Raw genomic sequence first — 22,732 nt, 5'->3', positions numbered from 1 at the left:
TGTATTATCGCGGTCATGACCCCTTCCACGCACCGCACGATCCTCATCTCCGGCGCGAGCATCGCCGGTCCGTCCCTGGCCTACTGGCTCGATCGCCACGGCTTCGAGGTCACCGTCGTCGAGAAGGCCTCCGCGATCCGCGGCGGCGGCTATCCCATCGACATCCGCGGCACGGCCCGCGGCGTCGCGGACCGCATGGGGCTGCTCCCGCAGCTGCGGAAAGCCCACGTCGACACCCGCAAGGCCTCGTTCGTGGACGCCGACGGACACCTCATCGGCTCCCTCCGCCCCGAGGCCATCACCGGCGGCGCGGAGGGCCTGGACCTCGAAGTGCCGCGCGGCGACCTGGCCGACGCCCTCTACGCCCCGGTCCGCGACCGGGTCGAGTTCGTGTTCCACGACTCCATCGCCACCCTGGACGACCGCGGCGACCGCGTCGAGGTCACCTTCGACAGCGGCACCCACCGCACGTTCGACCTGGTCATCGGCGCGGACGGGCTGCACTCGAACACCCGCCGCCTGGTCTTCGGCCCCGAGGACCGGTTCCACCGCCACCTCGGCCACGCCTTCGCCGGTTTCACCCTCCCCAACGACTTCGGCCTCGCACACGAAGCGGTCGCCTGGAACACCCCCGGCAGGGCGGCCGTCCTCTACGCCCACGAACCCGACGACCGGGTGCACGGGTTCCTCGTCTTCCGGCAGGACGAACCGCCCTTCGAGGCCTTCCGCAACCCCGAGGCCCAGCGCGATCTCGTCGCCTCCAGGTTCCCCGAGCACACCTGGCACATCCCACGCCTGGTGGCCGCCATGCGCACGGCCGACGACCTGTTCTTCGACATCGTCAGCCAGATCCACATGCCCACCTGGGCACACGGCCGCGTCGCGCTCGTCGGCGACGCCGCCCACGCCACCTCGTTCGTCTCCGGGCAGGGCTCCAGCATCGCCCTCGTCGGTGCGTACATCCTGGCCGGGGAACTGGCCACCCACGCCGATCACGCGGCCGCCTTCGCCGCCTACGAGCGGACGATGCGTCCCTTCGCCGAGCAGAACCAGGCCCTGGCCACCTCGGGTGCCGCCATCACGATCCCCGGCACCCGGGAAGCGCTCGACGCCCGCAACGCGGCCCTGCTCAACCCCGACGAACTGACGGGCGCCGAGTTCCGCGCGGCCAACACCGCCCTGGTTCTGCCCGACTACGGCCACACCGTATGACGGGCCACCGGGTTCGCTACAGGCCGTCTCGTACCATCGCGGCGACGATGTTCACGTGCCGGTCGGCGGCGGTCTGGGAGAACTCGTTGTCGTAGTTCAGGCCGTACGGCCAGAAGTGGCCGCCCCCGGCGGACAGCGTGGCACCGGCGCCGTCGTAACTCCGGACGAGCCTGGTGGCCTCCGCGCCACGCCAGGTGCCGCCGCTGGTGAGCGAGGCCCAGCGGCCGCTCGTGCCGACGCCTATCGTGTGCGCGATCTCGTGCAGTGCGGTGCGCTCGGTCATATAGGCGCGGTTGCCGAAGCGGATCGTCCCGTTGATGTTGCCGTCGGCGGTGGGAACACCCGGGTCGTACTGCACGGTGATGTTCTTGCCCAGGTCGCTGAGGTTGTTGTAGCGCGACACCGCGGCGTTCATGGCCGCGGTGATGCGGCTGTACGCGTCCCTCTGATCCGGGGTGGGATTACCGGCCTTTTGCAGCGTCCAGGTGATGGTCGCCAACGCGGCCTGTGGCGACCGCTGCTGGGTGGCGCTCGGTGCCTTCGCGGGGGCGGCTGCCTGTGCCACGACCGGGGCGGCCATCGTGAACGTGACGGCCGCCAGAGCGGCGGCCAGGGCCCGGCGTCTGGGGTGGGGTGACGTCATGTCCCGTACTCCTCGTCGTCCGTGCGGTGCTGTGTGGGGGCGTTCGACTTTGTGCGGTATTAAGAGAAGGCATGGGTGACGGGGTGTCAAGATGCAGCGCGTCTAAAGGATTTCCCGCTGCTCCTCGCCCGCGGACGCGGCGCGGCCTCGCCCAGCACCACCTGGTGCAGGGTGTCCCGGGGGCCGCCGACCATGCCCACCAGCAGCAGGACCAGCCCGGCCCGCACCAGATGGGACACCTGGGCGCTGACCAGGAGCAGGGCCGCGGAGGCGGCGTGGTACAGGGCGAGCTGGGGCCCCGGACGTCCCTTGCGCTCGCGCGCCCCGACCGTCAGCAACAGCAGGACTCCGGCGGTCGTGCTGCACGCCGCGAACACCACTGCGGCATTCGGGGACGCGAAGGCCATCAGGCCCGAGAGGATCAGGGGGCCGGTGACGAACATGATCTCGTTGAGCACCGCGTCGAGGGCGAAAGCCGTCTTCAGCTGCTCCCCGGACACCAGAACCGGCCAGCTGGAGCGCACCACCGGGCCCGCGGGCGGGGTGGTGGCGCCGAGTGCCGCCGCGCGATCAGCACTCCCACGGAGGCGTGCTGGGCCAGCGCCTACAGCAGCACCGCGTACGCGGCCATGTTCGCCACCAGACAGCAGGCCAGGACCCTGCGGGGCCGAAGCCGGTCCACGAGCCGCCCGGCCACCGGAACGGCCACGGCCAGCGCCGCCGCGTACCCCGAGAGCCGACTCCCGGGGGTCTGGTGTACTCGGCGGGCCATACTCGCACAGCCATGACCGCTTCGCAGCTGCCGGTGCGGTTACCCGCGCCCCGGAGCGGAGGTCAGCAGCGCGCCGTGAGACCGCCGTCCACCGGCAGGCACACGCCGTTGACGTAACCCGCCTCGTCGGAGGCGAGGAAGACGGCGGCCGCCGCGACATCCCAGGGGCTGCCCATGCGCCCGGTCGGGCTCGCCGCGTGGCGGGCCGCGAGTGCGGCCTCGGGATCGTCGGCACCGGCCACGATCTGCCGGGCCACCAGCGGGGTGTCGATCAGCCCCGGAAGGACGGCGTTGACGCGGATGCCCTCGGCGGCGTGGCGCAGCGCCAGGGTGACCGTGAGCTGATTGACGGCCGCCTTCGCCGCGCTGTACGCGGGGTACGGGTAACCCGTGTCGCGTATCGCGGCGATCGAGGACACGTTGACGACCGCGCCACCACCTGCCGCCACCATCCGCGGCAGCACGTGCTTGCAGGTCAGGAAGACACCGTCCACGTTGACCGCGAGGGTGGACCGCCACTCGGCGAGGTCCAGCCCGGTGACCTCGCCCAAGCGGGCCACGCCCACGTTGTTGTGCAGCACCGTCGGCGTGCCGAAGGCGCGCTCGGCCGCCACGACGGCGGCCGCCACCTGCTCCTCGACCGTCACATCGGCCGTCAGGGGCAGCGCCTCACCGCCCTCGGCCGTGATCGCCTCCGCCGTACGCCGCGCCTGGTCCCCGTCGATGTCGATCGCCGCGACGCGCGCGCCCTCCCGGGCGAACGCGAGCGCGGCCGCCGTGCCGTTGCTCACCCCGCCACCGCTCGAACCGGCCCCGAAGACGAGTGCGGTACGGCCGTCCAGTCGTCGTGCCCTGCGCATGACCCGATCCTGCGCGCCGCAAGGTGACCGGACCACCGACGGCCGTCGCAAACCTGCCGTGCCCGATCCTCGATCTGTAGAAAACACCAGGTCATAACCCTTCACCTGGCAGGCCCACATGCGTAATGATCTTCAATCGGCGGTGCCCTCGGCAGTGGCAGCGTCCGTTGGGAGGTGATGCGCGATGCCCGGAGGCCGACTCCAGGACGTCGTGGACGACTTGGCCGAGCGCATAGGCCGCTCCGTCGCGGTCAACGATCCACGCGTTCACATCCTCTGCGCCAGCCGCCACTTCGGCGACGAGGACCGGGTACGGGTGCGCGCCGTGCTCCAGCGCGACGCGGGGAGCGCCGCCGCCGGACACATCCTCGCGCAGGGAGTCGACCGCTGGACCGCACCCGGCGTCATCCCGCCGCGCGCCGACCTCGGCATGCGGGCCCGGCTGTGCGCACCGATCCGGTGGCGGCACCACCTGCTCGGCCTGCTCGTCGTCATCGACCCCGACGGCTCCCTGCCCCCCTCCAGCATCGACGCCGTCACCGCCGCCACGCACACCCTCGCGCCCCTGATGTACCAGGACTTCGCCGCCGGGGACACCGAACGCACGGCCCGCGAGGGAGCGCTGCGCCAGCTGCTGAACCCCTCGGCCACCGTGCGCGAAACCGGGCGGGACGCGCTCGTACGCGCCGGCTGGCTGCCGTCGTCCCGCTATGCCACCGTCACGGTCGCAACGGTCGCAGGTGACCCACCCGCCGACCGCGGGGGAGCGGTGGAGGTGGCGCTGCGTACGGGTCTTGAGCGGGTGGCGGCCGACAGAACGTGGCGGACCGAGTTCTGCCTCAACGGACCGCACGGCGTGCTGCTGACCTTCTCCGACCGCCCCCTGCCGGACGAGCCGCTGCGCGCCCGCGCCTCGGCCCTCCTCGAACAGGCACGGTCGGTGCTGGCCGGGACGGCGGAGTGCGTCGCGGGAATCGGCGAGACCACGGACGGCGGCGCCGAAGCGGCGTGGATGGCGTACGAGCAGGCCACCGGTGCCGCACGGGCGGCCGGTGCGCGGCCCGGCGGCGACGGCATCGTCCACTGGGAGCAACTCGGCGCCCTGGCACCCCTGTCGCTGCTCCCGCCGGACCGGCTGACCCCCGCACTGCTGCCCGCACCGCTGCGCACCCTCCTCGCGCAGGACCCGTCGGGCCGCCTCACCGAAACCCTCACCGCCTACCTCGACCACGGGGGTTCGGCCCCGCGCACGGCACACGCCCTCCACCTCCACCGCACATCGCTCTACTACCGGCTCCAGCGGATCACCGAACTCACCGGGCTCGACCTGGCCGACGGCGACAACCGGCTCACGCTCCACCTGGGGCTCCGCCTCCACGCGCTGATGGGCTGAGCCACCTGCCCGGTCCGGCACGCGAACGTCCGCACCGATGGATTTCGACAAAGCGAGGAATGCACCCGGCCGATTCCCGACAGGCAACGGTGGCGTGCCCCGCCGCCGCGCCCCATACTCCGACCGCAGTCCAAGGTCACCCAGGAGCCGCCGCCATGTCCACCACCGCCCCACCCGCCGTCCGCACGGTGTCCACCACACGGATCGCGGTGGCCAGTTTCGTCGGAACGGCCATCGAGTTCTACGACTTCTACATCTACGGGACCGCCGCCGCGCTCGTCCTCGGCAAGCTGTTCTTCCCCACCTTCTCCGCGCTCGCGGGCACCCTTGCCGCGTTCGCCACCTTCGGTGTCGGCTTCGTCGCCCGCCCGATCGGCGCAGTCATCTTCGGACACTTCGGCGACCGCACCGGCCGCAAGACGATGCTGGTCACCTCACTCCTCGTCATGGGCACGGGAACGGTTGCCATCGGGCTGCTGCCCACCTACCGGGACGTCGGCATCGTGGCCCCGGTCCTGCTGGTCCTGTGCCGGTTCCTGCAAGGCGTGGGGCTGGGCGGCGAATGGGGCGGCGCGGTGCTGCTGGCCACCGAGTACGCGCCCCGGGAAAAGCGGGGGCTGTGGTCGAGCTTCCCGCAGATGGGCCCCGCCATCGGCTTCATCGCCGCGGGCGGTTCGTTCCTGCTGCTGGGCCGGGTGATGGACGACGCGGCGTTCGAGTCCTGGGGATGGCGGATCCCGTTCCTCGCCAGCGCGGCGCTGGTGGTGGTCGGCTTCTACATCCGGATGCGGATCGCCGAAACACCGGTGTTCCGGAAGGCGCTGGATCAGCACGAGCGGGCCAAGGCACCCATCGTCGAGGTGGTCCGCCGTCAGGGCACCACCCTGGCCCTGGCGACCTGCGCGTTCATCCTCGCGCACACGCTCTTCTACACCATCACGACCTTCGCGCTCTCCTACGGCACCACCGTGCTGGGTCTCGACAAGGACATGCTGCTGCTGTGCGTGATGGCCGCGGCGCTCGTCCTGGGCGTCGCCACTCCGCTGCTGGCCGTCCTGTCCGACCGGGTCGGCCGCCGCACCGTCTGCCTGAGCGCGGGGGTACTGGCCGCGGTGTGGGCGTACCCCATGTTCGCCCTGATCAACACCGGTGAGCCGCTGCTCATCGGGCTCGCGATGGCCGTCGGGATGCTCGCCTTCGCCGCGCTGTACGGCCCGATGGGCGCCTTCCTCCCCGAGATGTTCGCCACCCGCTACCGCTACACGGGCGCGTCCGTGGCCTACAACGCGAGCGGCATCGTCGGCGGTGGCATCACGCCGCTCCTCGCCACCCAGCTCGTCGCCTCCACCGGCTCCTCGGCGCCGGTGTCCGGCTACATCGTGGTGGTCGCCCTGGCCTCCGCGCTGTGCGTATGGTTCCTGAAGGAGACCCACACCAGCGACCTGGAGACGACCTGACGGGCTGACAGGGGTCAGCGTCAGCCGAGCACGTCCTTGGCCATCAGCCGTAGCCGCGCGGCGAACTCGGTGAGCCCGGCCCGGTCGACGTTGCCGAAGCTGACCCGGAACACCTGGCGGTCCTCGGGCAGGAAGGCGGTGCCCGGGATGACGAGCGTGTCGTAGCGGGCGACGAGGTCGCGCACGACCTCGTCGGTGCCGCGCCCGGCGAAGGGGTGGCGGACCCAGCCGAAGAACCCTCCGCAGCTCAGCAGCTCGAAACCGCCCGGCCGGTCGGCCATCACGGTCTCCAGCCAACGCCGCTTCTCCGTGACCTCGTTCACCCGCTCACGCCGCCACTCCCGGGCCGAGGTCAGCCCCGCCCAGGCGGCCTCCTGCCCGACGCGCGGAGGACAGATCGCCACGCAGTCGAGCAGCTTCATCACCTCGCGGCTCAGTTCCGGCGAAGCGACGACCGCGCCCACCCGGTAGCCGGGGATGGCGAGGTCCTTGGAGAAGCTGTGCAGGCTCACCAGGGTCCCCGCCCAGTCCGGTTCGGCGAACAGCCGGTGCGCCGGCTGCTCGGTGTCGCGGAACGAGCGGTAGGTCTCGTCCAGGATCAGCGCGATGTCGTGCCGCTTCGCCACCTCGTAGAAGCCCGCGAGCACCTCCGGCGGAAGGGTGACACCACTCGGGTTGCCCGGGGTGACCAGCACGATCGCCCGGGTGCGCGGCGTGATGAGGGCCTCGGCCGCCTCCGGGGTGGGCACGAGATCGGGGCCGGGCTCCAGATAGCGCGGCACGACGCCGTTCATGCGCAGCCACATGTCGTAGTTGAAGTAGTACGGCAGGACCTCGATGACCTCGTCACCCGGCTCGGTGAGCGCCTGGGCGACGAGGCAGAACGCCTGGTTGCACCCCGCGGTGACGACCATCTGGTCGGCCCCCACCGGGCTCCCGTACCCCTTGCCGAGGTCGGCGGCGAAGGCCTCCCGCAGCCGGGGCAGTCCGGGGGCCGGCACGTAGGCGGCGCCGTTCGGCTCGTGCGCGACCGCGGCGACGTGCTCGATCATCTCGGCGGCGGCCGGGTAGCTCGGCGCCGCCTGGGCCAGATCGAGCAGTGCACGCTCACCACTGCGGCCCGCCAGCAGGGCGTACGTCGCACCCATCGGCGAATCGATCTCACGCACGGTTCGCGGGCTGAGTCGCACGTCGGGCGCTCCTTCACGGGCTGGCTGGCCGGGCACTGTCGGTTCACCGCGATGCTACCGACATCCCCCGCGCACCGGCCGGACCGAACAGGCCGTGCTGCGCACGCCATGTCGAACTCCGCGGCCGAAAACGCACGCCCGTACGGCAGTTGGTGCACCGCACACCGACCGCAACTGAGTCGTGCCATCCCGGCATCCGTATATGACACATACCGAGCAGCACCGAAGGAGCACTCCCTATGGCAAAACCCCTGAGCGCCGACAGACTTCTGAAGGCCCTGCGCGACGAGGGTCTGACCGTCCACGAAGTCCGCAACTGGCGCTCGCACAACCGCAACTCCAAGGGCGCCTGGGGTCCGGTGAACGGCGTCATGATCCACCACACCGTCACCTCGGGCACCGACAGTTCCGTCGAACTCTGCTACGAGGGCCACGCCTCGCTGCCCGGGCCGCTGTGCCACGGGGTGATCGACAAGAAGGGCGAGGTCCACCTCGTCGGCAACGGCCGCGCCAACCACGCGGGTATGGGCGACAACGACGTCCTGAACGCGGTGATCAACGAGACCAGGCTGCCGAGCGACAACGAGGCCGACAAGGACGGCAACGCCCGCTTCTACGGCTTCGAATGCGTCAACCTCGGCGACGGCAAGGACCCATGGCCCGAGGCGCAGAAGCTGGCCATCGAGAAGGTGTCCGCCGCCATTTGCCGCGCCCACGGCTGGAGCGAGAAGTCCGTGATCGGCCACCTGGAGTGGCAGCCGGGCAAGGTGGACCCCCGCGGCTTCACGATGAGCTCCATGCGCACGCGCATCGGCAAGCGGCTCGACAAGAAACCCGACGGCGCCACCGGGACCAAGCCGAAGCCCCCGGCGTCGTACGAGCCCTTCCCGGGCGCCGACTTCTTCCGCAACGGCCGGGAGAGCAAGATCATCACCGCGATGGGCAAGCGGCTCGTCGCCGAGGGCTGCGACCACTACGAGGAGGGCCCGGGCCCGGAGTGGACGAACGCCGACAAGAAGTCGTACGCGGCGTGGCAGCGGAAGCTGGGCTACTCCGGCGATGACGCCGACGGCATCCCGGGCAAGAAGAGCTGGGACAAGCTGCGCGTCCCGAACGTGTAGAGCGGCACCACCCGGCGGGACGGCGCGCGCCGTCCCGCCTCCCGTCTCACCAGGCCGCGCCCTCCGCCGGCAGGAGCCGGTCGAAGAGCACCATGGGGCGGCCGGGACCGTCGTAGTCCTCGACGACCTGCGCGGTGAACCCAAGGCCGCGGTGGAAGGCGATCGAGCCGGTGTTCTGGACGGACGTGATCGCCTTCAGCCGTTGTGCGCCCTGCTGACGCGCGGCATCCGTGAACGCCCCCCAAAGACGCCGTCCGAGCCCGGTGCCGCGGGCATCGTCCCGCGTGGCGATCAGGTGCACATATCCCGTCCCGGTGGGCGTGACGAAACCGAGGAGATACCCGCGGATGCCGTCATCGGCCCGGGCCACCAGGCACGTTGACGGGAACTCGTGCACCAGGGTCACGAGGTGGAGCTTGCGAAGATCCCGCTCACCCCAGTACCGGGAGTGCTGCTCCAGCACCAGGTGGATGTCGGCTGTCTCGGCCTGTGTGATCGCTACGTTCATGAAGGGCCATCATGGCAGCCCATGCACCACGCCGGGCCGCGGGTCAGGTCACGAGACGATGGACGAGATCGAGCAGATCCGGGAGCCGCAGCACCCGGTCGAAGCCCGGCAGCGGAACGTGGAGTGGCCCGGTCCAGCGGGCCGGAATGGCGTCGCGCCCGTAGCAGGCACCGGCGAGGCCACCGGTGACGGCGGCGACGGTGTCGGTGTCGCCGCCGAGGTCGATCGCCGCCCGTACCGCCTCCTCGAACGTGCCGGTGGTGCGAAGTGCCCATACGGCGGAGCCCAGACAGGGCCAGACGGCGCCGTTGACCTCGGTGGCCTGGTCGGGGTGCCAGCCGGGGGCGAGGACGGTCGCGTACCGGTCCCGGTGCCCGGGGTGCACCAGGTCCAGGATCTCCGGGAGCGCGGCGAGAGGGTCGGCGCCGTGGAGCGCGAGCCGTATGAGTTCGTGGAAGACAGCGGTGCCTTCCCAGGCGGCGCGGTCGCCGTGGGTGAGGGCCGCGATGCGCCGTGCCGCGTCCATGGTGGCCTGCCGTCCGTGGCGGGCGAAGTGGACCGCTGACGTGGAGGCCCGCATCAGCGATCCGTTGCCCGCCGCCCGCAGGTTGACCTGGAAGTGGATGGCGGCGGCCAGGTCCCAGGACATGCCGTTGGTGAGCACGTCTTCGGTCTGCAATCCGATGTCCTTCGGCCCGGACGCGGCCCACCGCTGGAAGCGGGCGAAGATGTCCGGCAGATCCAGTTCGCCCCGCTCGATCAACGACTCCGCGACGAGGACCGCCATCTGCGTGTCATCCGTCGCCTCCCCCGGATCCCAGCCGCCTCCTCCGCACATCTCGCCGCCGAACCCCGGCACCGGGAACCGGGCGGAGAACGCCCCCTCGGGACCGAACTCGAACGGGCCGCCCAGCGCATCACCCACCGCCGAGCCCACGACCGCACCGACCGACCGTTCCTCCCAGTCCATCCGAACAGGCTACCGAGCAGGCCTCCGTCCGCCCGCGGTCACCGGGCCCGGAAGGCGGTGGCCAGCACGGAGACGGTGACCTGACCGGGTAGACAACCGCTGTCGGCCAGGTCCGCCGGGAACCCGTGGCGTGCGCTCGGTGTCATCCCCACCAGGTCGAGGGCCTCCTGCTCGGTCAGGGGCAGGGGGTACTCGACGCGTTCCGTGATCGTGGCCTCGAAGCAGGGGCTCAGCGCTTGGTGCAGGCGCTGTTCCTTGGCCCCGCCAGATCGCCAGGGAGTACGGCGTCGCGCTCGCCACCGCCACCAAGGCCCTGACCACCCTGCGCCTCGAGGGACTTGTCGAGACCCGCCCCGGACCGGCACCGTCGTCGCCGGAACCGCTCCCGTCCCGCCGCCCCGCAAACCCGCGTCGCCCGCCCCGGCCCCGGAGCAGGAAACAGGAGCTGACCCTCGACCGGATCGTCCGTACCGCCATCGCCGATGCCGAAGGGCTCCCGGCTCCCTCCATACGCGGTGTCGCGGCCCGGCTCGGCGTCGCCGCCATGTCGCCCTACCGATACGTCCCCAGCAAGGACGACCTCGTCCTCCTCATGGCCGACGCCGCATTCGGCGAGGAGACCTACCCCGCCGATGCGCCCGAAGGGTGGCGGCCACGCATCGAGCTCTGTGCGCGCACCCTCTGGACCCTGTACCGCAGGCACCCGTGGCTGGCCCAGCTCGGGTCCCTCACCCGCCCGTTGATGGTGCCCAACCTGATCGCCCACGGCGAATGGATGCTCAGCGCCCTCGACGGCCACGGTCTCGATCCGACCACGCTGTTCGACATCCACCTACTGATCTACAGCCATGTCCAGGGCCTGGCGGTGTACCTGGAGTGGGAGGCGCACGCCGAAGCCTCCACGGGCCAATCGGAAGACCAGTGGATGGACAGCCGGGCCCCCGCCCTCCGGGAGCTGGCGGAATCCGGCCGTTTCCCGACCTTCGCCAAGGTGGTCGGATCCTTCACCGACGGCTACGACCTGCGACTCGACCATCTCTTCGCCTCCGGCCTCTCGGCCCTCCTCGACGGACTGGCCCCCCTCGTCGAGGGTTCGTAGCGGCAACGGCAGCCGGACGCCCCGCGCCTGCCCGGGAGGGGCGTGGCGCGGGGCGCATCGGGGCGGATCGCGGGTCAGAGCACGGAGACCAGGAGCGATACAGCCGACTCCTGGCGTCCGATGGACGCCTTGTCGAACGGTCCTGCCCAGCTCTGTCCGTACTGGTTTTCGCCGTTCCGGTCGTTGGCGTAAGCGGAGTTCGCCTGCGCCTGGAGATAGCTGCGGTAGGGATGCCCGAGGAGGGCATGGTCGAGTTCGCCGAGGTTGCGCGCGAAGATGCCTTTGAAGGCCGTGCCGTCGAATTCGCAGTTCCCGACCGCCTCGCAGGGCTCGGTCAGGATGCCCTTCGGCGACAGCAGCGGGCTGGCGATCACGGCGTCGGCGATCTGCCGCGCGGTGGTGAGCATGCTCTTGTCGCCGGTGGCCTTGTACAGCTCGACGAGCCCGCCGAGGACCACCCCCTGGTTGTAGGTCCAGGTGGTGCCGCCGTTGTTGGCGCAGCCGCCGCTCTGGGTGTTCAGGCCGTCGTTGACGAGGTGATCGTTATTGATCATCCCGCTGTTCTTGAACCAGTTCCACGCTTCGAGGGCGTGGTTCAGGTACACCTTGTCGCCGGGGATCCGGTTGTGCAGGGACGCGGCGAGCTTGATGTACAGCTCGATGCTGATCGCGTTCTTGTACGTCTTGCTCGGGATGTCCCACCAGATACCGCCGCCACAGGTGTCATCCCAGTAGTCGCGCATGTAGGTCTCGTCCAGCTTGGCGATGTCCAGGTACTGCTTGTCGCGGGTCAGGTCGTACATGCGGGTCATGGCCAGCGCCCACCAGCCGGTGTCGTCGGTGGAGTCGGCCCTGAACTCGCCGCCGCCCTGCGGCCACCACTCCAGGGGCTTCCGCTGTTCGGCGATCGTGTTCTTGACCTCGGGCAGATACTTCCGTGAGCCGGTCGCCGTCATGTAGTCCAGCAGCGCCTGGAGGGCGTTCCCCGACTGCCACCAGGGGGCATCGGGATTCCATCGGCCGGTCTTCTGGTCGTAGAAGCCCATCATCGCGTCGATGGCCGCGGTGGCCTTGGCGCGTGCGGTGGGGGCGGCCTGCGGTGCGCCCTGGGCCGGCACGGCGGCCGCGAGCAGGGACAGGACCACACCGCAGGCGGCGACGACCGCGGCGGTCCATATTCTTCGGGCCCGTCTGTGCATGTCGGGAACTCCTTGGGTGGTGAGAGGCACTGCTCCTTGGGGCGGGGGGTGGGGTGCGGAGGACGGCGCGGGTATGCCGTCAGGGGCTGTGGCCGGGTGACCCGTATCCGGGCGGCTGGGACGGCCTCATGCGGTGATCACCTTTCCGCCCGCCTGCCGGAACAACTCCAGCGTCTGGGGGTCGGCGCCGGCGGTGGTGACGAGGACGTCGACGTCGGAGAGCGAGCACAGACGCAGGCTGCCCGTACCGGGGAACTTCGTCTCGGTGGCCACCAGCACCACGCTGTCGGCGACCTCGATCATGGCCTGTTTGATGGGCGCCTCGACGGCCATGTTGTCCACCACGTGCCCGCTGGGCCGTACGCCCGTGCAGCTCAGAAACAGCAGGTCGGCGCTGATCTGTCGCAGGGCCGTCTCGGTGAGCGAGCCGACCATGGACTGGTAGTTGCGGCGCAGCACGCCGCCGAGCATGACCAGCCGTACCGCGTCGTCGTCCCGCAGCTCATCAAAGGCGGCCACGTTGCTGGTGATCACGGTGACCGGGCGGCCGCGCAGCCGACGGGCGATCATGGCGGTGCTGGTGCCGATGTCCAGGACGACCACGCTGTCGTCCACCACGAGTTCCGCGGCGCGCGTGGCCATGGCCTCCTTCATCGCCATGTCGTGTGATGCCGAGACGTCGAACGGCTCCTCGTCATCGGCCTTCTCCGCCGCGACCTCCGCACTGGCGCTCAGCGACAGGGCGGCACCGCCGTAGGTGCGTATGAGCTCGCCGTCGCGGTCGAGCAGGGTCAGGTCGCGGCGGATCGTCGACTCGCTGACCTGGAGCCGCTCGGCCAGCTCGCGCACGGAAGCCACGCCGCCCGTCATCCGGAGGGATTTCACGATCTTGGCGTGCCGTTTGCTCGAAGTCACGCGCTGAAAGTAGCACCAGCTGACTGACTTCGGTCACGAGAAAAAGTAAACAAGTGCTCTACTGACCGACTCTTGTCATAAGTGGAATCACTTGCTCATAGTTGAGCACCTTCATGGCCACGCACGGTGTGTCCGAGGTGGAGATGTCCCGACCGGCGCGGGCGGCGCCTCCCGGCGCCCCGCCTTCCGCCTCCCACACCCCGCCCCCCACACCCCGCCTTCCCGCACCCCGCTCCCCACCACCGCGGACGAGATCACAGGAGAACCACCCATGAGCGACAAAACACGTTATCGTCGCCTCGCCGCGGCCACCCTCACCGCCGCGTGTCTGACAGCCGCGGCGGCCTGCGCACCGGGCGGCGACAGCGGTTCGCCGAAGGGCTCGGGCAGCGCGAGCCCGGTCTCCACCGACCCGGCCAAGGCCGGCAAGGTCACGCTCACCGTGTGGGACCAGAACACCGATGCCGGCACCGACGCCTCGACCAAGGCGCTCAACGCGGCGTTCATGAAGAAGTACCCGAACGTCACCATCAAGCGCGTCTCCCGGTCCTTCTCCGACCTCAAAACGACGCTCAAGCTCGCCCTGTCCTCCGCCAACCCCCCGGACGCCATCCAGGCCAACCAGGGCTACCCCGACATGGGCGCCTTCGTGAAGGCCAAGCTGCTCCAGCCCGTCGACCGCTACGCCAAGGTGTACGGCTGGTCCACCGCCTACCCCCAGCAGCTGCTCGACCTCAACAAGTTCTCCGCCGACGGCAAGACCTGGAAGACCGGCAACCTGTACGGCGTCTCCCAGACCGGCGAGATCATCGGCGTCTACTACAACAAGGCCAAGCTGAAGTCCCTCGGCATAGCACCCCCGGCCACCCTCGCCGAGTTCCAGAGCGCGCTCGCCAAGGCGAAGGCCTCCGGCCTGCTGCCTGTCTCCTACGGCGACTCCGACAAGAGCCCGGGCATCCACCTCTTCGGTGTGGTCCAGGCCCTGACCGCGGGCAAGGCCGAAGTCCGCAACCTGGTCTTCGACCAGGGCAAGGCGAAGTGGACCGGCTCCGGCACGGTGAAGGCCGCCCAGGTCCTCCAGCAGTGGGCCAAGAAGGGCTACCTGACGCCCGGCTTCAACGGCCAGAGCGCCGACCAGGCCGCGTCCGCCTTCGCCGCGGGCAAGTCCGCCTTCCTGGTGGACGGCACCTGGCAGCAGGCCACGCTCGCGCAGAAGATGGGAGCCGGAAAGGTCGGCTTCAGCGCACTGGCCCCGTCCTCCGGCGCCACCCCGCTCACCCAGGGCGGCGAGGGGTTGGCGTGGGCGGTCACGTCCAAGTCCCGGCACCCCGACGTGGCCGCCGCGTACATCAACTTCCTGGTCGACGCGGGCGGCATGAAGGCCTCCGCGGACAACGGCAACCTCCCCGCGCTGCCGCCCCCGTCATGGAAGCCCGCCAAGGGCACGGTCCACGCCGACATCCTGAAGGAGTGGAAGGCCGTCAGCCAGAAGGACGGACTGCTGCCGTACCTCGACTACACCACCCCGACCTTCTACGACACCCTCACCGCCGCGGTACAGGAGGTCACGGCAGGCCAGCTGAGCCCGGAGAAGTTCGGCGAGAAGCTCCAGGCCGACTACTCCTCCTTCCAGCAGAGCAGGTAAGGTCCGCGAGCGGAAACGGAAGCCATGGCAGTCACCACGCCCCGCACCCCCGCGCACAAGCGCCCGGCCGGAGCGCCCCGACGGCGGCGGCCGGCCGGGCGCCGCGGCCGCATCCAGGCGAAGGGATACCTCTACCTCCTGCCCGCCTTCAGCGTCCTCGCCGCCTTCCTGCTGGTCCCGCTCGGGCAACTGGTCCAGATTTCCCTCTACCACTGGGACGGCCTGTCCGGCTCGACCTGGGCCGGTCTCGCCAACTACACCGAGATCGCACGAAGCCCGCAGCTGCGCGCGAGTTTCGTCCACTCCCTGGTGCTCATCGTCTTCTACGCGGTTGTCCCGACCGTGCTGGCCCTGATGCTGGCAGGGGTGACCACCCGTGCGGCACGGCTGCGCGGCGCGTCCTTCTTCCGCGCCGTGATCTTCCTGCCCCAGATCGTCGCCATGGTCGTCACCGCCACCGCGTGGACGGCCATCTACGCGCCCGACGGAGTGCTCAACACCCTGCTGCGGGCCATCGGCCTGAAGTCGGTCACCCGCGCCTGGCTCGGCGACTTCGGCACCGCCCTGCCGGCCGTCGGCCTCATCGGCACCTGGCTGGAAATCGGCCTGTGCCTCGTGCTGTTCATCTCCGGGATCAGCCAGATCCCGCGCGAACTCTACGAGGCCGCCAAGGTGGACGGCGCCGGAGCGGTCCGGGAGTTCTTCGCCGTCACGCTGCCCGGACTGCGCGGCCAGATCACCGTGGCGCTCACCCTCACCGTCATCGCCGCGCTGCGCACGTTCGACCTGGTGTACATCACCACGCACGGCGGCCCCGGCGACTCCACCAGTCTGCCCGCCTTCGAGGTGTACAACCGCGCCTTCAGCACCGGCCAGGTCGGCTCGGCCTGCGCCATCGCCGTGGTCCTGACGCTGATCATCCTGCTGGTCACCTACGCGATCACCAAGCTCCAGCCCAAGGAGGACTGACCGGTGATCTCCCGGCGCGAACGCGCTCTCAGTTACGCGATCCTCATCGTCTTCGCGGCCCTCGCCACGCTGCCCCTCATCGGCGTGCTGACCTCCTCGCTCGCCCCGCGCAGCCAGTCCTCCGCGTCCTTCAGCTGGCCGGACCGGCTCGACTGGGGCAACTTCTCCGCGGCCTGGGCCGAGGGGCACTTCGCCACCTACCTCGCGTCCAGCGTGCTGGTCACCGTGAGCGTGGTGCTGCTCACCGCGGTCCTGGCGATCCTGGCCGGTTACTCCTTCGCGCACTTCACCTACCCCTGCCGCTCGCTGCTCTTCTACACCACCCTGATCGGCCTGATGGTGCCGCCGGAGGCATTCGTCATCCCGCTCTACTTCAACCTGCGCTCCCTCGGTCTCACCGATTCGTACTGGTCGCTGATCCTTCCGCAGACCGCCCAGTCCCTGGCCTTCGGCATCTTCTGGATGCGCAACTTCTTCCGTTCGGTGCCGTCCAGCGTGATCGAGGCGGCCAGACTCGACGGGGCCTCGGACTGGCGGGTGCTGTGGCAGATCCTGGTGCCGTCCGGGCGCCCGGCACTCGTCACGATGGCCATGCTCGTCTTCATGTGGACCTGGAACGAGTTCCTGCTTCCGCTCGTCATGATCACGAACGAGAGCAAGCGCACCGCGCCCCTCGGCCTCGCCTTCTTCCAGGGCGAGCACACCACCCAGTTCTCCCTGCTCGCCGCGGCGTCCGTGATCGTGGCCCTGCCGGTGGTGATCCTCTATGTGTTCCTCCAGCGTCACTTCATCTCGGGGATGCTGTCCGGGGCCGTGAAGGGATAGCCGACCGACGAGCGCACCTTGTTGCCTAATACGCTGGTCGTTGCGCAATACGGAACGCATCATCGCGAACCGCCGATGGCACTCCGACGCACGACGCACGACGCACGACGCCCGACGACGGCCCGGCGCCGGTCGGGTCGCGGCGCAGTACTACGTGGGCCATGGCGCGGAGTTCGGGGAAGGGGCCCGGGGATTCACGGTCGACGGCTCGGAGGGGCTGGACCGGATTCCGACGGTGGCCGAGGGGCAGGACCGTCGTTATCATGCGATGACGGTCAGGCCGCAGGTGTTCATCAACCTCGTACCGGACACGTGATCTTCCACCGGATGTACCCGATGGCGGCCGACCGCACGGTCGTGGAGTGCCCGGGCGTACACCGAGGGCGGTGTCCTGGTGCCCAGCGAGCACCACATCGGCGCCTTCCACACCTGGCTCCGGACCCGCCTCGGCGCGTAGGGGGAGCACGGCCCACCCGGCCCGCGGCTACGCGGGCCGGCTGGGGCTCAGCCCGCGTAGCCCATCCGGTGACTGATCTCCTCGGCACCCTTGACCAGCACGGGAGCGAGTTCGGGGATGCGCTCCTCGGTGAACCGGTAGGCGGGGCCGGAGGCGCTGAGGGCGGCGATGACCTCGCCGTCGCCGGACCGGATCGGGGCCGCCATGGCGTGCAGTCCGATCTCGAGTTCCTCCAGCGTCACCGCGTACCCGCGCTTCCGCGTCTCGGTGAGGTTCTTCTCCAGCTTGGTCTTGGCGGTCAGGGTGCGCGGCGTCAGCTTCTCCATTCCGGACGCCTTGAGCGCCGCGGCCCGCTCCTTCGCGGACAGGTGGGCCAGCAGGATCTTGCCGCTGGACGTGGCGTGCAGCGGGGTGAGCTGCCCGACCCACCGGTGGGTGCCGACGGCGCCCGGGCCGCGCACCTGGTAGAGATTGACCGCGTAGTGCTCGCGCAGGACGGCGATGTTGACGGTCTCGCCGATCTCCTCGGCCAGCCGCTCGCACACCGGGCGGCCCTGCTGGGTGATGTCGAGGCGGCCCATGACCGAGCCCGCCAGGCGCACGATCCCGAAGCCGAGCCGGTACTTGCCCCGCTCGGCCGCCTGCTCGACCAGACCGCGGGCCTCCAGCGCCCCGAGCAGGCGGAACGCGGTCGACTTATGCACCTCGATCTCGGCGGCGACCTCGCTCACGCCCGCTTCGCCGCGCTGGGCGAGGATCTCCATGACGCTGACGGCACGGTCGACGGACTGCACCCCGGTCCCGGGGGGACCTGTTGTTCCACCATCTGCCGTGTAGTTGCCCATAACGCAACTATACGTGCAGGTGAGCGCGGGTCCCGCCGGTCAGGACCCGCCGGCGGACGGCCGTCAGCGGAAGACGACCGTACGGTTGCCGTTGACCAGTACGCGGCTCTCGCTGTGCCACTCCACGGCACGGGCGAGCACCTGGGCCTCGACGTCGCGTCCCATGGTGACCAGCTCGTCCGGGGCGCGCGAGTGGTCCACGCGGACGACGTCCTGCTCAATGATCGGGCCTTCGTCGAGGTCGGACGTGACGTAGTGGGCCGTGGCCCCCACGAGCTTCACGCCGCGCTCATGCGCCTGCACGTACGGCCGCGCGCCCTTGAAGCTCGGCAGGAACGAGTGGTGGATGTTGATGGCCCGGCCGTCGAGCTGCTTGCACAGGTCGTCCGAGAGGATCTGCATGTAACGGGCGAGGACCACGAGGTCGACGTCCAGCTCGTCCACGAGGCGCAGCAGCCGCGCCTCCGCCTCGTGCTTCGTCTCCGGGGTCACCGGGATGTGATGGAAGGGGATGCCGTAATTCCGGGCCAGCGGCTCGAAGGTGCGGTGGTTGGAGACGATCGCCGGGATGTCGACCTTGAGGGCGCCCGTGGACTTGCGGAAGAGCAGGTCGTTCAGGCAGTGGCCGAACTTCGACACCATGATCAGCGTGCGGGTCGGGGTCGACGCGTCGTGCAGCTGCCAGGTGATCCGGTGGGCCTCGGCCACCGGCCCGAAACCGGTCCGCAGCTCCGCCAGGGAGATCTCCGGGTCCAGGACGTCGAAGTGCACCCGCATGAAGAAGCGGTCCTGCCGCCGGTCGTCGAACTGCTGACTCTCCAGGATGTTGCCGGAGTGGCTGACGAGGTAGGCGGCCACGGCGTGGACGAGGCCGGCCCGGTCCGGGCACGAAAGAGTGAGGACGAACTCGCGGCCGGGCTGCGGTCGAGGAGACATGGCATCCTCCGTCGTGGTGCGTATGGCGCAACGCTGTGAGTGATGCGCAACATGGTCCAGTGCGGTGGCCGGGCGGTCAAGGGGGCTTTTGCTGACCGGCCGTATCCCTGATCCAACCCTTGACAGCCCCCCGGGCCCCCTGCACTGTGAGTTGCGCAATGCGAGGCGCGTTGCGCTGAACGCAACTGGAGGTTGTGATGGCGGGACCGCGAATGGTCATCATCGGCGCGGGCGTCGTGGGGGCGGCGCTGGCGGACGAAGTGTCCTCCCGAGGCTGGACCGACGTGACGGTCGTGGACCAGGGCCCGCTGCCCGCCACCGGCGGGTCGACGTCCCACGCACCCGGCCTGGTGTTCCAGACCAACGCCTCGAAGACCATGACCGAGCTGGCCCGCTACACGGTCGAGAAGTTCCGCTCCCTCGACCTCGACGGCCGGCCCTGCTACCTGGAGGTCGGCGGCCTGGAGGTCGCCACCACCCCCGAGCGCCTGGACGAGCTCCACCGGCGGCAGGGCTGGCTCGCCTCATGGGGCATCGAGGCCCGGGTGATCGGCCCCGAGAGCTGCGTCGAGCTGCACCCGCTGGTGGCGCGCGAGCGCGTGCTCGGCGGACTGCACATCCCCACCGACGGCCTGGCCAAGGCCGTCCTCGCGGTCGAGGCGCAACTCCGCGCCGCCCGCGCCCGCGGCGTACGCACCCTCGGCCGCCACGAGGTCCTCGACATCCGCACCGATGACGACGACCGGGTGACGGCCGTCCTCACCGACCACGGCGAGATCCCCGCCGACATCGTCGTGTGCTGCGCCGGGATCTGGGGGCCCAAGGTGGCCCGCATGGTCGGCATGAACCTCCCGCTGACCCCGCTGGCCCACCAACTGGCCTGGACCGGCCCGGTGCCCGCCCTCGCCGGGCAGGACCGGGAAGCCATCCGCCCGATCCTGCGCCACCAGGACGCGGACCTGTACTACCGCGACCGCTTCGACCGGCTCGGCATCGGTTCCTACGGACACCGGCCCATGCCCATCGACGCGGACGACATCGTCTCCGTGGACGCCGCCGAGGAGATGCCGTCCGTCCTGCGCTTCACCGGGGACGACTTCGCCGAGGCGTGGACCGAGACCCAGGCCCTGCTGCCCGCGACGAAGGAGGCGGACGTCGAGGAGGGCATCAACGGCCTGTTCTCCTTCACCACCGACGGACTGCCCCTGCTCGGCCAGTCCCCGGACGTGAAGGGCTTCTGGGTCGCCGAGGCCGTATGGGTCACCCACTCCGCGGGCGTCGGCCGCGCCATGGCCGAATGGCTCGTCGACGGCCACTGCTCGTCGTTCGACCTGCACGAGTGCGACGTCAACCGCTTCGAACCCCACCAGCTCGCCCCGGAGTACGTCACGGCCCGCGGCTGCCAGAACTTCACCGAGGTGTACGACATCCTCCATCCCCTCCAGCCGCCCGGCGCGCCCAGGCCCCTGCGCACCAGCCCCTTCCACCCCCGCCAGCGGGACCTGGGCGCCGTCTTCCTGGAGGCGAACGGCTGGGAGCGGCCCCAGTGGTACGAGGCCAACGACGCCCTGGTGGCGGGGCGGAACATCCCCGTGCCGGGCGACTGGGCGGCCCGCCACTGGTCGCCGATCGTCGGCGCCGAGGCCCAGGCCACGCGGGAGGGCGTCGCGATGTACGACATGACGGCCCTCAAACGCCTGGAGGTCACCGGCCGTGGGGCCGCCGCCTTCCTCCAGCACCTCACCACGGGCAAGGTCGACAAGTCCGTCGGCTCCGTCACCTACACCCTCACGCTCGACCACGACGGCGGCATCCGCAGCGACGTGACCGTCGCCCGCCTGGGCCGCGACCACTTCCAGGTCGGCGCCAACGGCAACCTCGACCTCGACTGGTTCACCCGCCACCTGCCCGGGGACGGGTCGGTGCAGGTCCGCGACATCACCGCCGGCACCTGCTGCATCGGCCTGTGGGGTCCCAGGGCGCGCGAGGTCCTGCAACCCCTGGCCGACCAGGACTTCTCCCACCAGGGCCTGAAGTTCTTCCGGGCCCGGCGCGCCCACATCGGCGCCGTCCCCGTCACCGCCATGCGGCTGAGCTACGTCGGCGAACTGGGCTGGGAGCTGTACACCACCGCCGACATGGGCACCAAGCTCTGGGACACCCTCTGGGAGGCGGGGCGGGAACACGGGATCATCGCCGCCGGGCGCGGCGCGTTCAACAGCCTCCGCCTGGAGAAGGGCTACCGCTCCTTCGGCCACGACATGACCTACGAGCACGACCCGTACGAGGCCGGGGTCGGCTTCGCCGTGAAGCGCGACAAGGACGACTTCATCGGAAAGGCCGCGCTGGAGCGGCGCGCGGAATCCGTGACCCGCAGGCTCACCTGCCTGACCATCGACGACCCGGGCTCCGTCGTCATGGGAAAGGAGCCCGTGTACGACGGCGACCGCCCGGTCGGCTACGTCACCAGCGCCGCCTTCGGCTACACCGTCGGCAAGGGCATCGCCTACGCCTGGCTCCCCGCCGAACTCGCCGCCCCCGGCCGGACCCTGCACATCGGCTACTTCGGCCGGCGGATTCCCGCGACCGTCGCCCAGGAACCCCTGTTCGACCCGTCCATGCAGCGCCTGCGCAGCTGAGGAGAACCCCATGAGCGCACACATCCTCGACGGACGCCGCACCGCCGCGGAGATCCGCACCGAACTCACCGCCCGCGTCGCCGCCCTCACCGCACGGGGCGCGGCGCCCGGCCTCGGCACGCTGCTCGTCGGCGACGACCCCGGCAGCCGCGCCTACGTCGCCGGAAAACACCGCGACTGCGCCCAGGTCGGCATCGCCTCGATCCGCCGCGAACTTCCCGCCGACGCCACACAGGCGCAGGTCGAGGCCGTCGTCGACGAACTCGACGCCGACCCCGCCTGCACCGGCTACATCGTGCAGCTCCCACTGCCCCGCGGCCTCGACACCGGCGCCGTCCTCGCCCGCATGGACCCCGCCAAGGACGCCGACGGTCTGCACCCGGCCAACCTCGGCCGGCTCGTGCTCGGCGTCGACGGCCCCCTGCCCTGCACCCCGCGCGGTGTCGTCGAACTGCTGCGCCGCCACGACGTACCCCTGGCCGGGGCCCGGGTGTGCGTCATCGGCCGCGGCGTCACCGTCGGCCGCCCCCTCGGACTGCTGCTCACCCGCAGGTCCGAGAACGCGACCGTGACGCTGTGCCACACCCGAACCACGGGCATGGCCTGGCACGTACGCGACGCGGACATCGTCGTCGCGGCCGCCGGTTCCCCCGGAATCGTCACCGCGGACATGGTCCGGCCCGGCGCCGCCGTCCTCGACGTCGGCATCACCCGCACGGAAGACGGCCTGCTCGGCGACGTCCACCCGGACGTCGCCAAGGTCGCCGGATGGGTCGCCCCCATGCCGGGCGGCGTCGGCCCCATGACCCGGGCCATGCTGCTCGCCAACGTCGTCGAAACCGCCGAACGCACCGCCGCCGCGCCCGCGCGGGAGCCTCTCCAGCCGCAGCTGTCCGACGCGCGATGAACACCCCGTCCTGCGAGCCCCGACCGGCCCGAGCGCCCCGCGGCCACGCACTCGGCGGATGCTCGCCTCCGGCGCCGTACTGAGCGCCGTGATCCTGCTGCTGCGCGTCGGCACCCCCGAGTCCCCGCTGTGGCTGGTGAACAAGAGCCGCACCGCCGACGCCCAGAAGG

The 22,732-nt window shown here is 70.5% G+C and carries 21 protein-coding genes and 1 pseudogene; 11 read left to right on the top strand and 11 right to left on the bottom strand.

Annotated elements, in window-relative coordinates:
• Positions 1-15 precede the first annotated feature (15 nt).
• Entirely contained in the window at positions 16-1,212 is a 1,197-nt protein-coding gene (locus LCH29_RS23745; RefSeq protein WP_446463760.1) for an FAD-dependent monooxygenase, read from the top strand.
• A 16-nt stretch (positions 1,213-1,228) separates the two neighbouring features.
• Here the strand turns inward: LCH29_RS23745 and LCH29_RS23740 are convergent, their stop codons facing one another.
• From LCH29_RS23740 to LCH29_RS23725, 4 genes are all read right to left on the bottom strand, one after another.
• Positions 1,229-1,855 carry a hypothetical protein gene (locus LCH29_RS23740; RefSeq protein ID WP_446463759.1) on the bottom strand — a complete coding sequence of 209 codons (627 nt, stop codon included), beginning with the start codon at positions 1,853-1,855 and terminating at the stop codon, positions 1,229-1,231.
• Between the two features lie 86 nt (positions 1,856-1,941).
• Complete coding sequence (locus LCH29_RS23735; RefSeq protein WP_446463758.1) at positions 1,942-2,379, bottom strand: hypothetical protein; 438 nt, start codon at positions 2,377-2,379, stop codon at positions 1,942-1,944.
• 80 nt (positions 2,380-2,459) lie between these two features.
• Positions 2,460-2,627: a hypothetical protein gene (locus LCH29_RS23730; RefSeq protein WP_446463757.1), complete on the bottom strand. Its 168-nt coding sequence runs from the start codon at positions 2,625-2,627 to the stop codon at positions 2,460-2,462.
• Positions 2,628-2,689: 62 nt separating this feature from the next.
• Entirely contained in the window at positions 2,690-3,487 is a 798-nt protein-coding gene (locus LCH29_RS23725; RefSeq protein ID WP_446463756.1) for an SDR family NAD(P)-dependent oxidoreductase, read from the bottom strand.
• A 184-nt stretch (positions 3,488-3,671) separates the two neighbouring features.
• On the opposite strand from LCH29_RS23725, the gene LCH29_RS23720 reads away from it, so the two are divergent.
• Positions 3,672-4,880: a PucR family transcriptional regulator gene (locus tag LCH29_RS23720; protein ID WP_446463755.1), complete on the top strand. Its 1,209-nt coding sequence runs from the start codon at positions 3,672-3,674 to the stop codon at positions 4,878-4,880.
• A gap of 155 nt (positions 4,881-5,035) precedes the next feature.
• Positions 5,036-6,337, top strand: a complete 1,302-nt coding sequence (locus LCH29_RS23715; protein WP_446463754.1) for an MFS transporter — start codon at positions 5,036-5,038, stop codon at positions 6,335-6,337.
• Positions 6,338-6,357: 20 nt separating this feature from the next.
• Here LCH29_RS23715 and LCH29_RS23710 read toward each other — a convergent pair whose 3' ends face one another.
• A complete protein-coding gene (locus LCH29_RS23710) occupies positions 6,358-7,527 on the bottom strand; it encodes an aminotransferase (RefSeq protein ID WP_446463753.1) in 1,170 nt (389 codons plus the stop codon).
• Positions 7,528-7,766: 239 nt separating this feature from the next.
• Here LCH29_RS23710 and LCH29_RS23705 point away from each other — a divergent pair, with 239 nt between their 5' ends.
• The gene (locus LCH29_RS23705) at positions 7,767-8,648 is read left to right on the top strand and encodes a peptidoglycan-binding protein (protein WP_446463752.1); all 882 of its coding nucleotides are present in this window, start codon (positions 7,767-7,769) and stop codon (positions 8,646-8,648) included.
• 46 nt (positions 8,649-8,694) lie between these two features.
• Here LCH29_RS23705 and LCH29_RS23700 read toward each other — a convergent pair whose 3' ends face one another.
• Together LCH29_RS23700 and LCH29_RS23695 are read right to left on the bottom strand one after the other, a co-directional pair.
• The gene (locus LCH29_RS23700; protein ID WP_446463751.1) at positions 8,695-9,156 is read right to left on the bottom strand and encodes an N-acetyltransferase family protein; all 462 of its coding nucleotides are present in this window, start codon (positions 9,154-9,156) and stop codon (positions 8,695-8,697) included.
• A 43-nt stretch (positions 9,157-9,199) separates the two neighbouring features.
• Positions 9,200-10,126, bottom strand: coding sequence for an ADP-ribosylglycohydrolase family protein (locus LCH29_RS23695; RefSeq protein ID WP_446463750.1), 927 nt, complete (start codon positions 10,124-10,126; stop codon positions 9,200-9,202).
• Positions 10,127-10,670: 544 nt separating this feature from the next.
• On the opposite strand from LCH29_RS23695, the gene LCH29_RS23690 reads away from it, so the two are divergent.
• Positions 10,671-11,225 carry a TetR/AcrR family transcriptional regulator C-terminal domain-containing protein gene (locus tag LCH29_RS23690; protein WP_446463749.1) on the top strand — a complete coding sequence of 185 codons (555 nt, stop codon included), beginning with the start codon at positions 10,671-10,673 and terminating at the stop codon, positions 11,223-11,225.
• Between the two features lie 74 nt (positions 11,226-11,299).
• On the opposite strand, the gene LCH29_RS23685 is transcribed toward LCH29_RS23690, so the two are convergent.
• Both LCH29_RS23685 and LCH29_RS23680 read right to left on the bottom strand, forming a co-directional pair.
• Positions 11,300-12,424: a glycoside hydrolase family 76 protein gene (locus LCH29_RS23685; RefSeq protein ID WP_446463748.1), complete on the bottom strand. Its 1,125-nt coding sequence runs from the start codon at positions 12,422-12,424 to the stop codon at positions 11,300-11,302.
• Between the two features lie 126 nt (positions 12,425-12,550).
• Positions 12,551-13,339, bottom strand: a complete 789-nt coding sequence (locus LCH29_RS23680) for a DeoR/GlpR family DNA-binding transcription regulator (protein ID WP_446463747.1) — start codon at positions 13,337-13,339, stop codon at positions 12,551-12,553.
• A gap of 271 nt (positions 13,340-13,610) precedes the next feature.
• Between LCH29_RS23680 and LCH29_RS23675 the strand changes: the two genes are divergently transcribed.
• From LCH29_RS23675 to LCH29_RS23660, 4 genes and pseudogenes are all read left to right on the top strand, one after another.
• Positions 13,611-14,984 (top strand): extracellular solute-binding protein, encoded by a 1,374-nt coding sequence (locus tag LCH29_RS23675; protein ID WP_446463746.1) that lies wholly within the window; start codon positions 13,611-13,613, stop codon positions 14,982-14,984.
• Positions 14,985-15,008: 24 nt separating this feature from the next.
• Positions 15,009-15,953, top strand: a complete 945-nt coding sequence (locus tag LCH29_RS23670; protein ID WP_446463745.1) for a carbohydrate ABC transporter permease — start codon at positions 15,009-15,011, stop codon at positions 15,951-15,953.
• A gap of 3 nt (positions 15,954-15,956) precedes the next feature.
• Positions 15,957-16,778: a carbohydrate ABC transporter permease gene (locus LCH29_RS23665; protein WP_446463744.1), complete on the top strand. Its 822-nt coding sequence runs from the start codon at positions 15,957-15,959 to the stop codon at positions 16,776-16,778.
• 139 nt (positions 16,779-16,917) lie between these two features.
• Positions 16,918-17,235: pseudogene (locus LCH29_RS23660) on the top strand (SRPBCC family protein); the annotation flags it as partial.
• A gap of 47 nt (positions 17,236-17,282) precedes the next feature.
• Here the strand turns inward: LCH29_RS23660 and LCH29_RS23655 are convergent.
• Together LCH29_RS23655 and purU are read right to left on the bottom strand one after the other, a co-directional pair.
• Positions 17,283-18,080 (bottom strand): IclR family transcriptional regulator, encoded by a 798-nt coding sequence (locus LCH29_RS23655; RefSeq protein ID WP_123103746.1) that lies wholly within the window; start codon positions 18,078-18,080, stop codon positions 17,283-17,285.
• Positions 18,081-18,143: 63 nt separating this feature from the next.
• The gene (gene purU / locus LCH29_RS23650) at positions 18,144-19,016 is read right to left on the bottom strand and encodes a formyltetrahydrofolate deformylase (RefSeq protein ID WP_446463743.1); all 873 of its coding nucleotides are present in this window, start codon (positions 19,014-19,016) and stop codon (positions 18,144-18,146) included.
• A gap of 212 nt (positions 19,017-19,228) precedes the next feature.
• Between purU and LCH29_RS23645 the strand changes: the two genes are divergently transcribed.
• Both LCH29_RS23645 and LCH29_RS23640 read left to right on the top strand, forming a co-directional pair.
• Complete coding sequence (locus LCH29_RS23645; RefSeq protein ID WP_446463906.1) at positions 19,229-21,655, top strand: GcvT family protein; 2,427 nt, start codon at positions 19,229-19,231, stop codon at positions 21,653-21,655.
• 10 nt (positions 21,656-21,665) lie between these two features.
• The gene (locus LCH29_RS23640) at positions 21,666-22,562 is read left to right on the top strand and encodes a bifunctional methylenetetrahydrofolate dehydrogenase/methenyltetrahydrofolate cyclohydrolase (protein ID WP_446463742.1); all 897 of its coding nucleotides are present in this window, start codon (positions 21,666-21,668) and stop codon (positions 22,560-22,562) included.
• The last annotated feature ends 170 nt before the right edge of the window (positions 22,563-22,732 follow it).

The organism is Streptomyces sp. BRA346, assembly GCF_052851135.1.
This window is presented reverse-complemented; position numbering and strand designations above follow the sequence as displayed.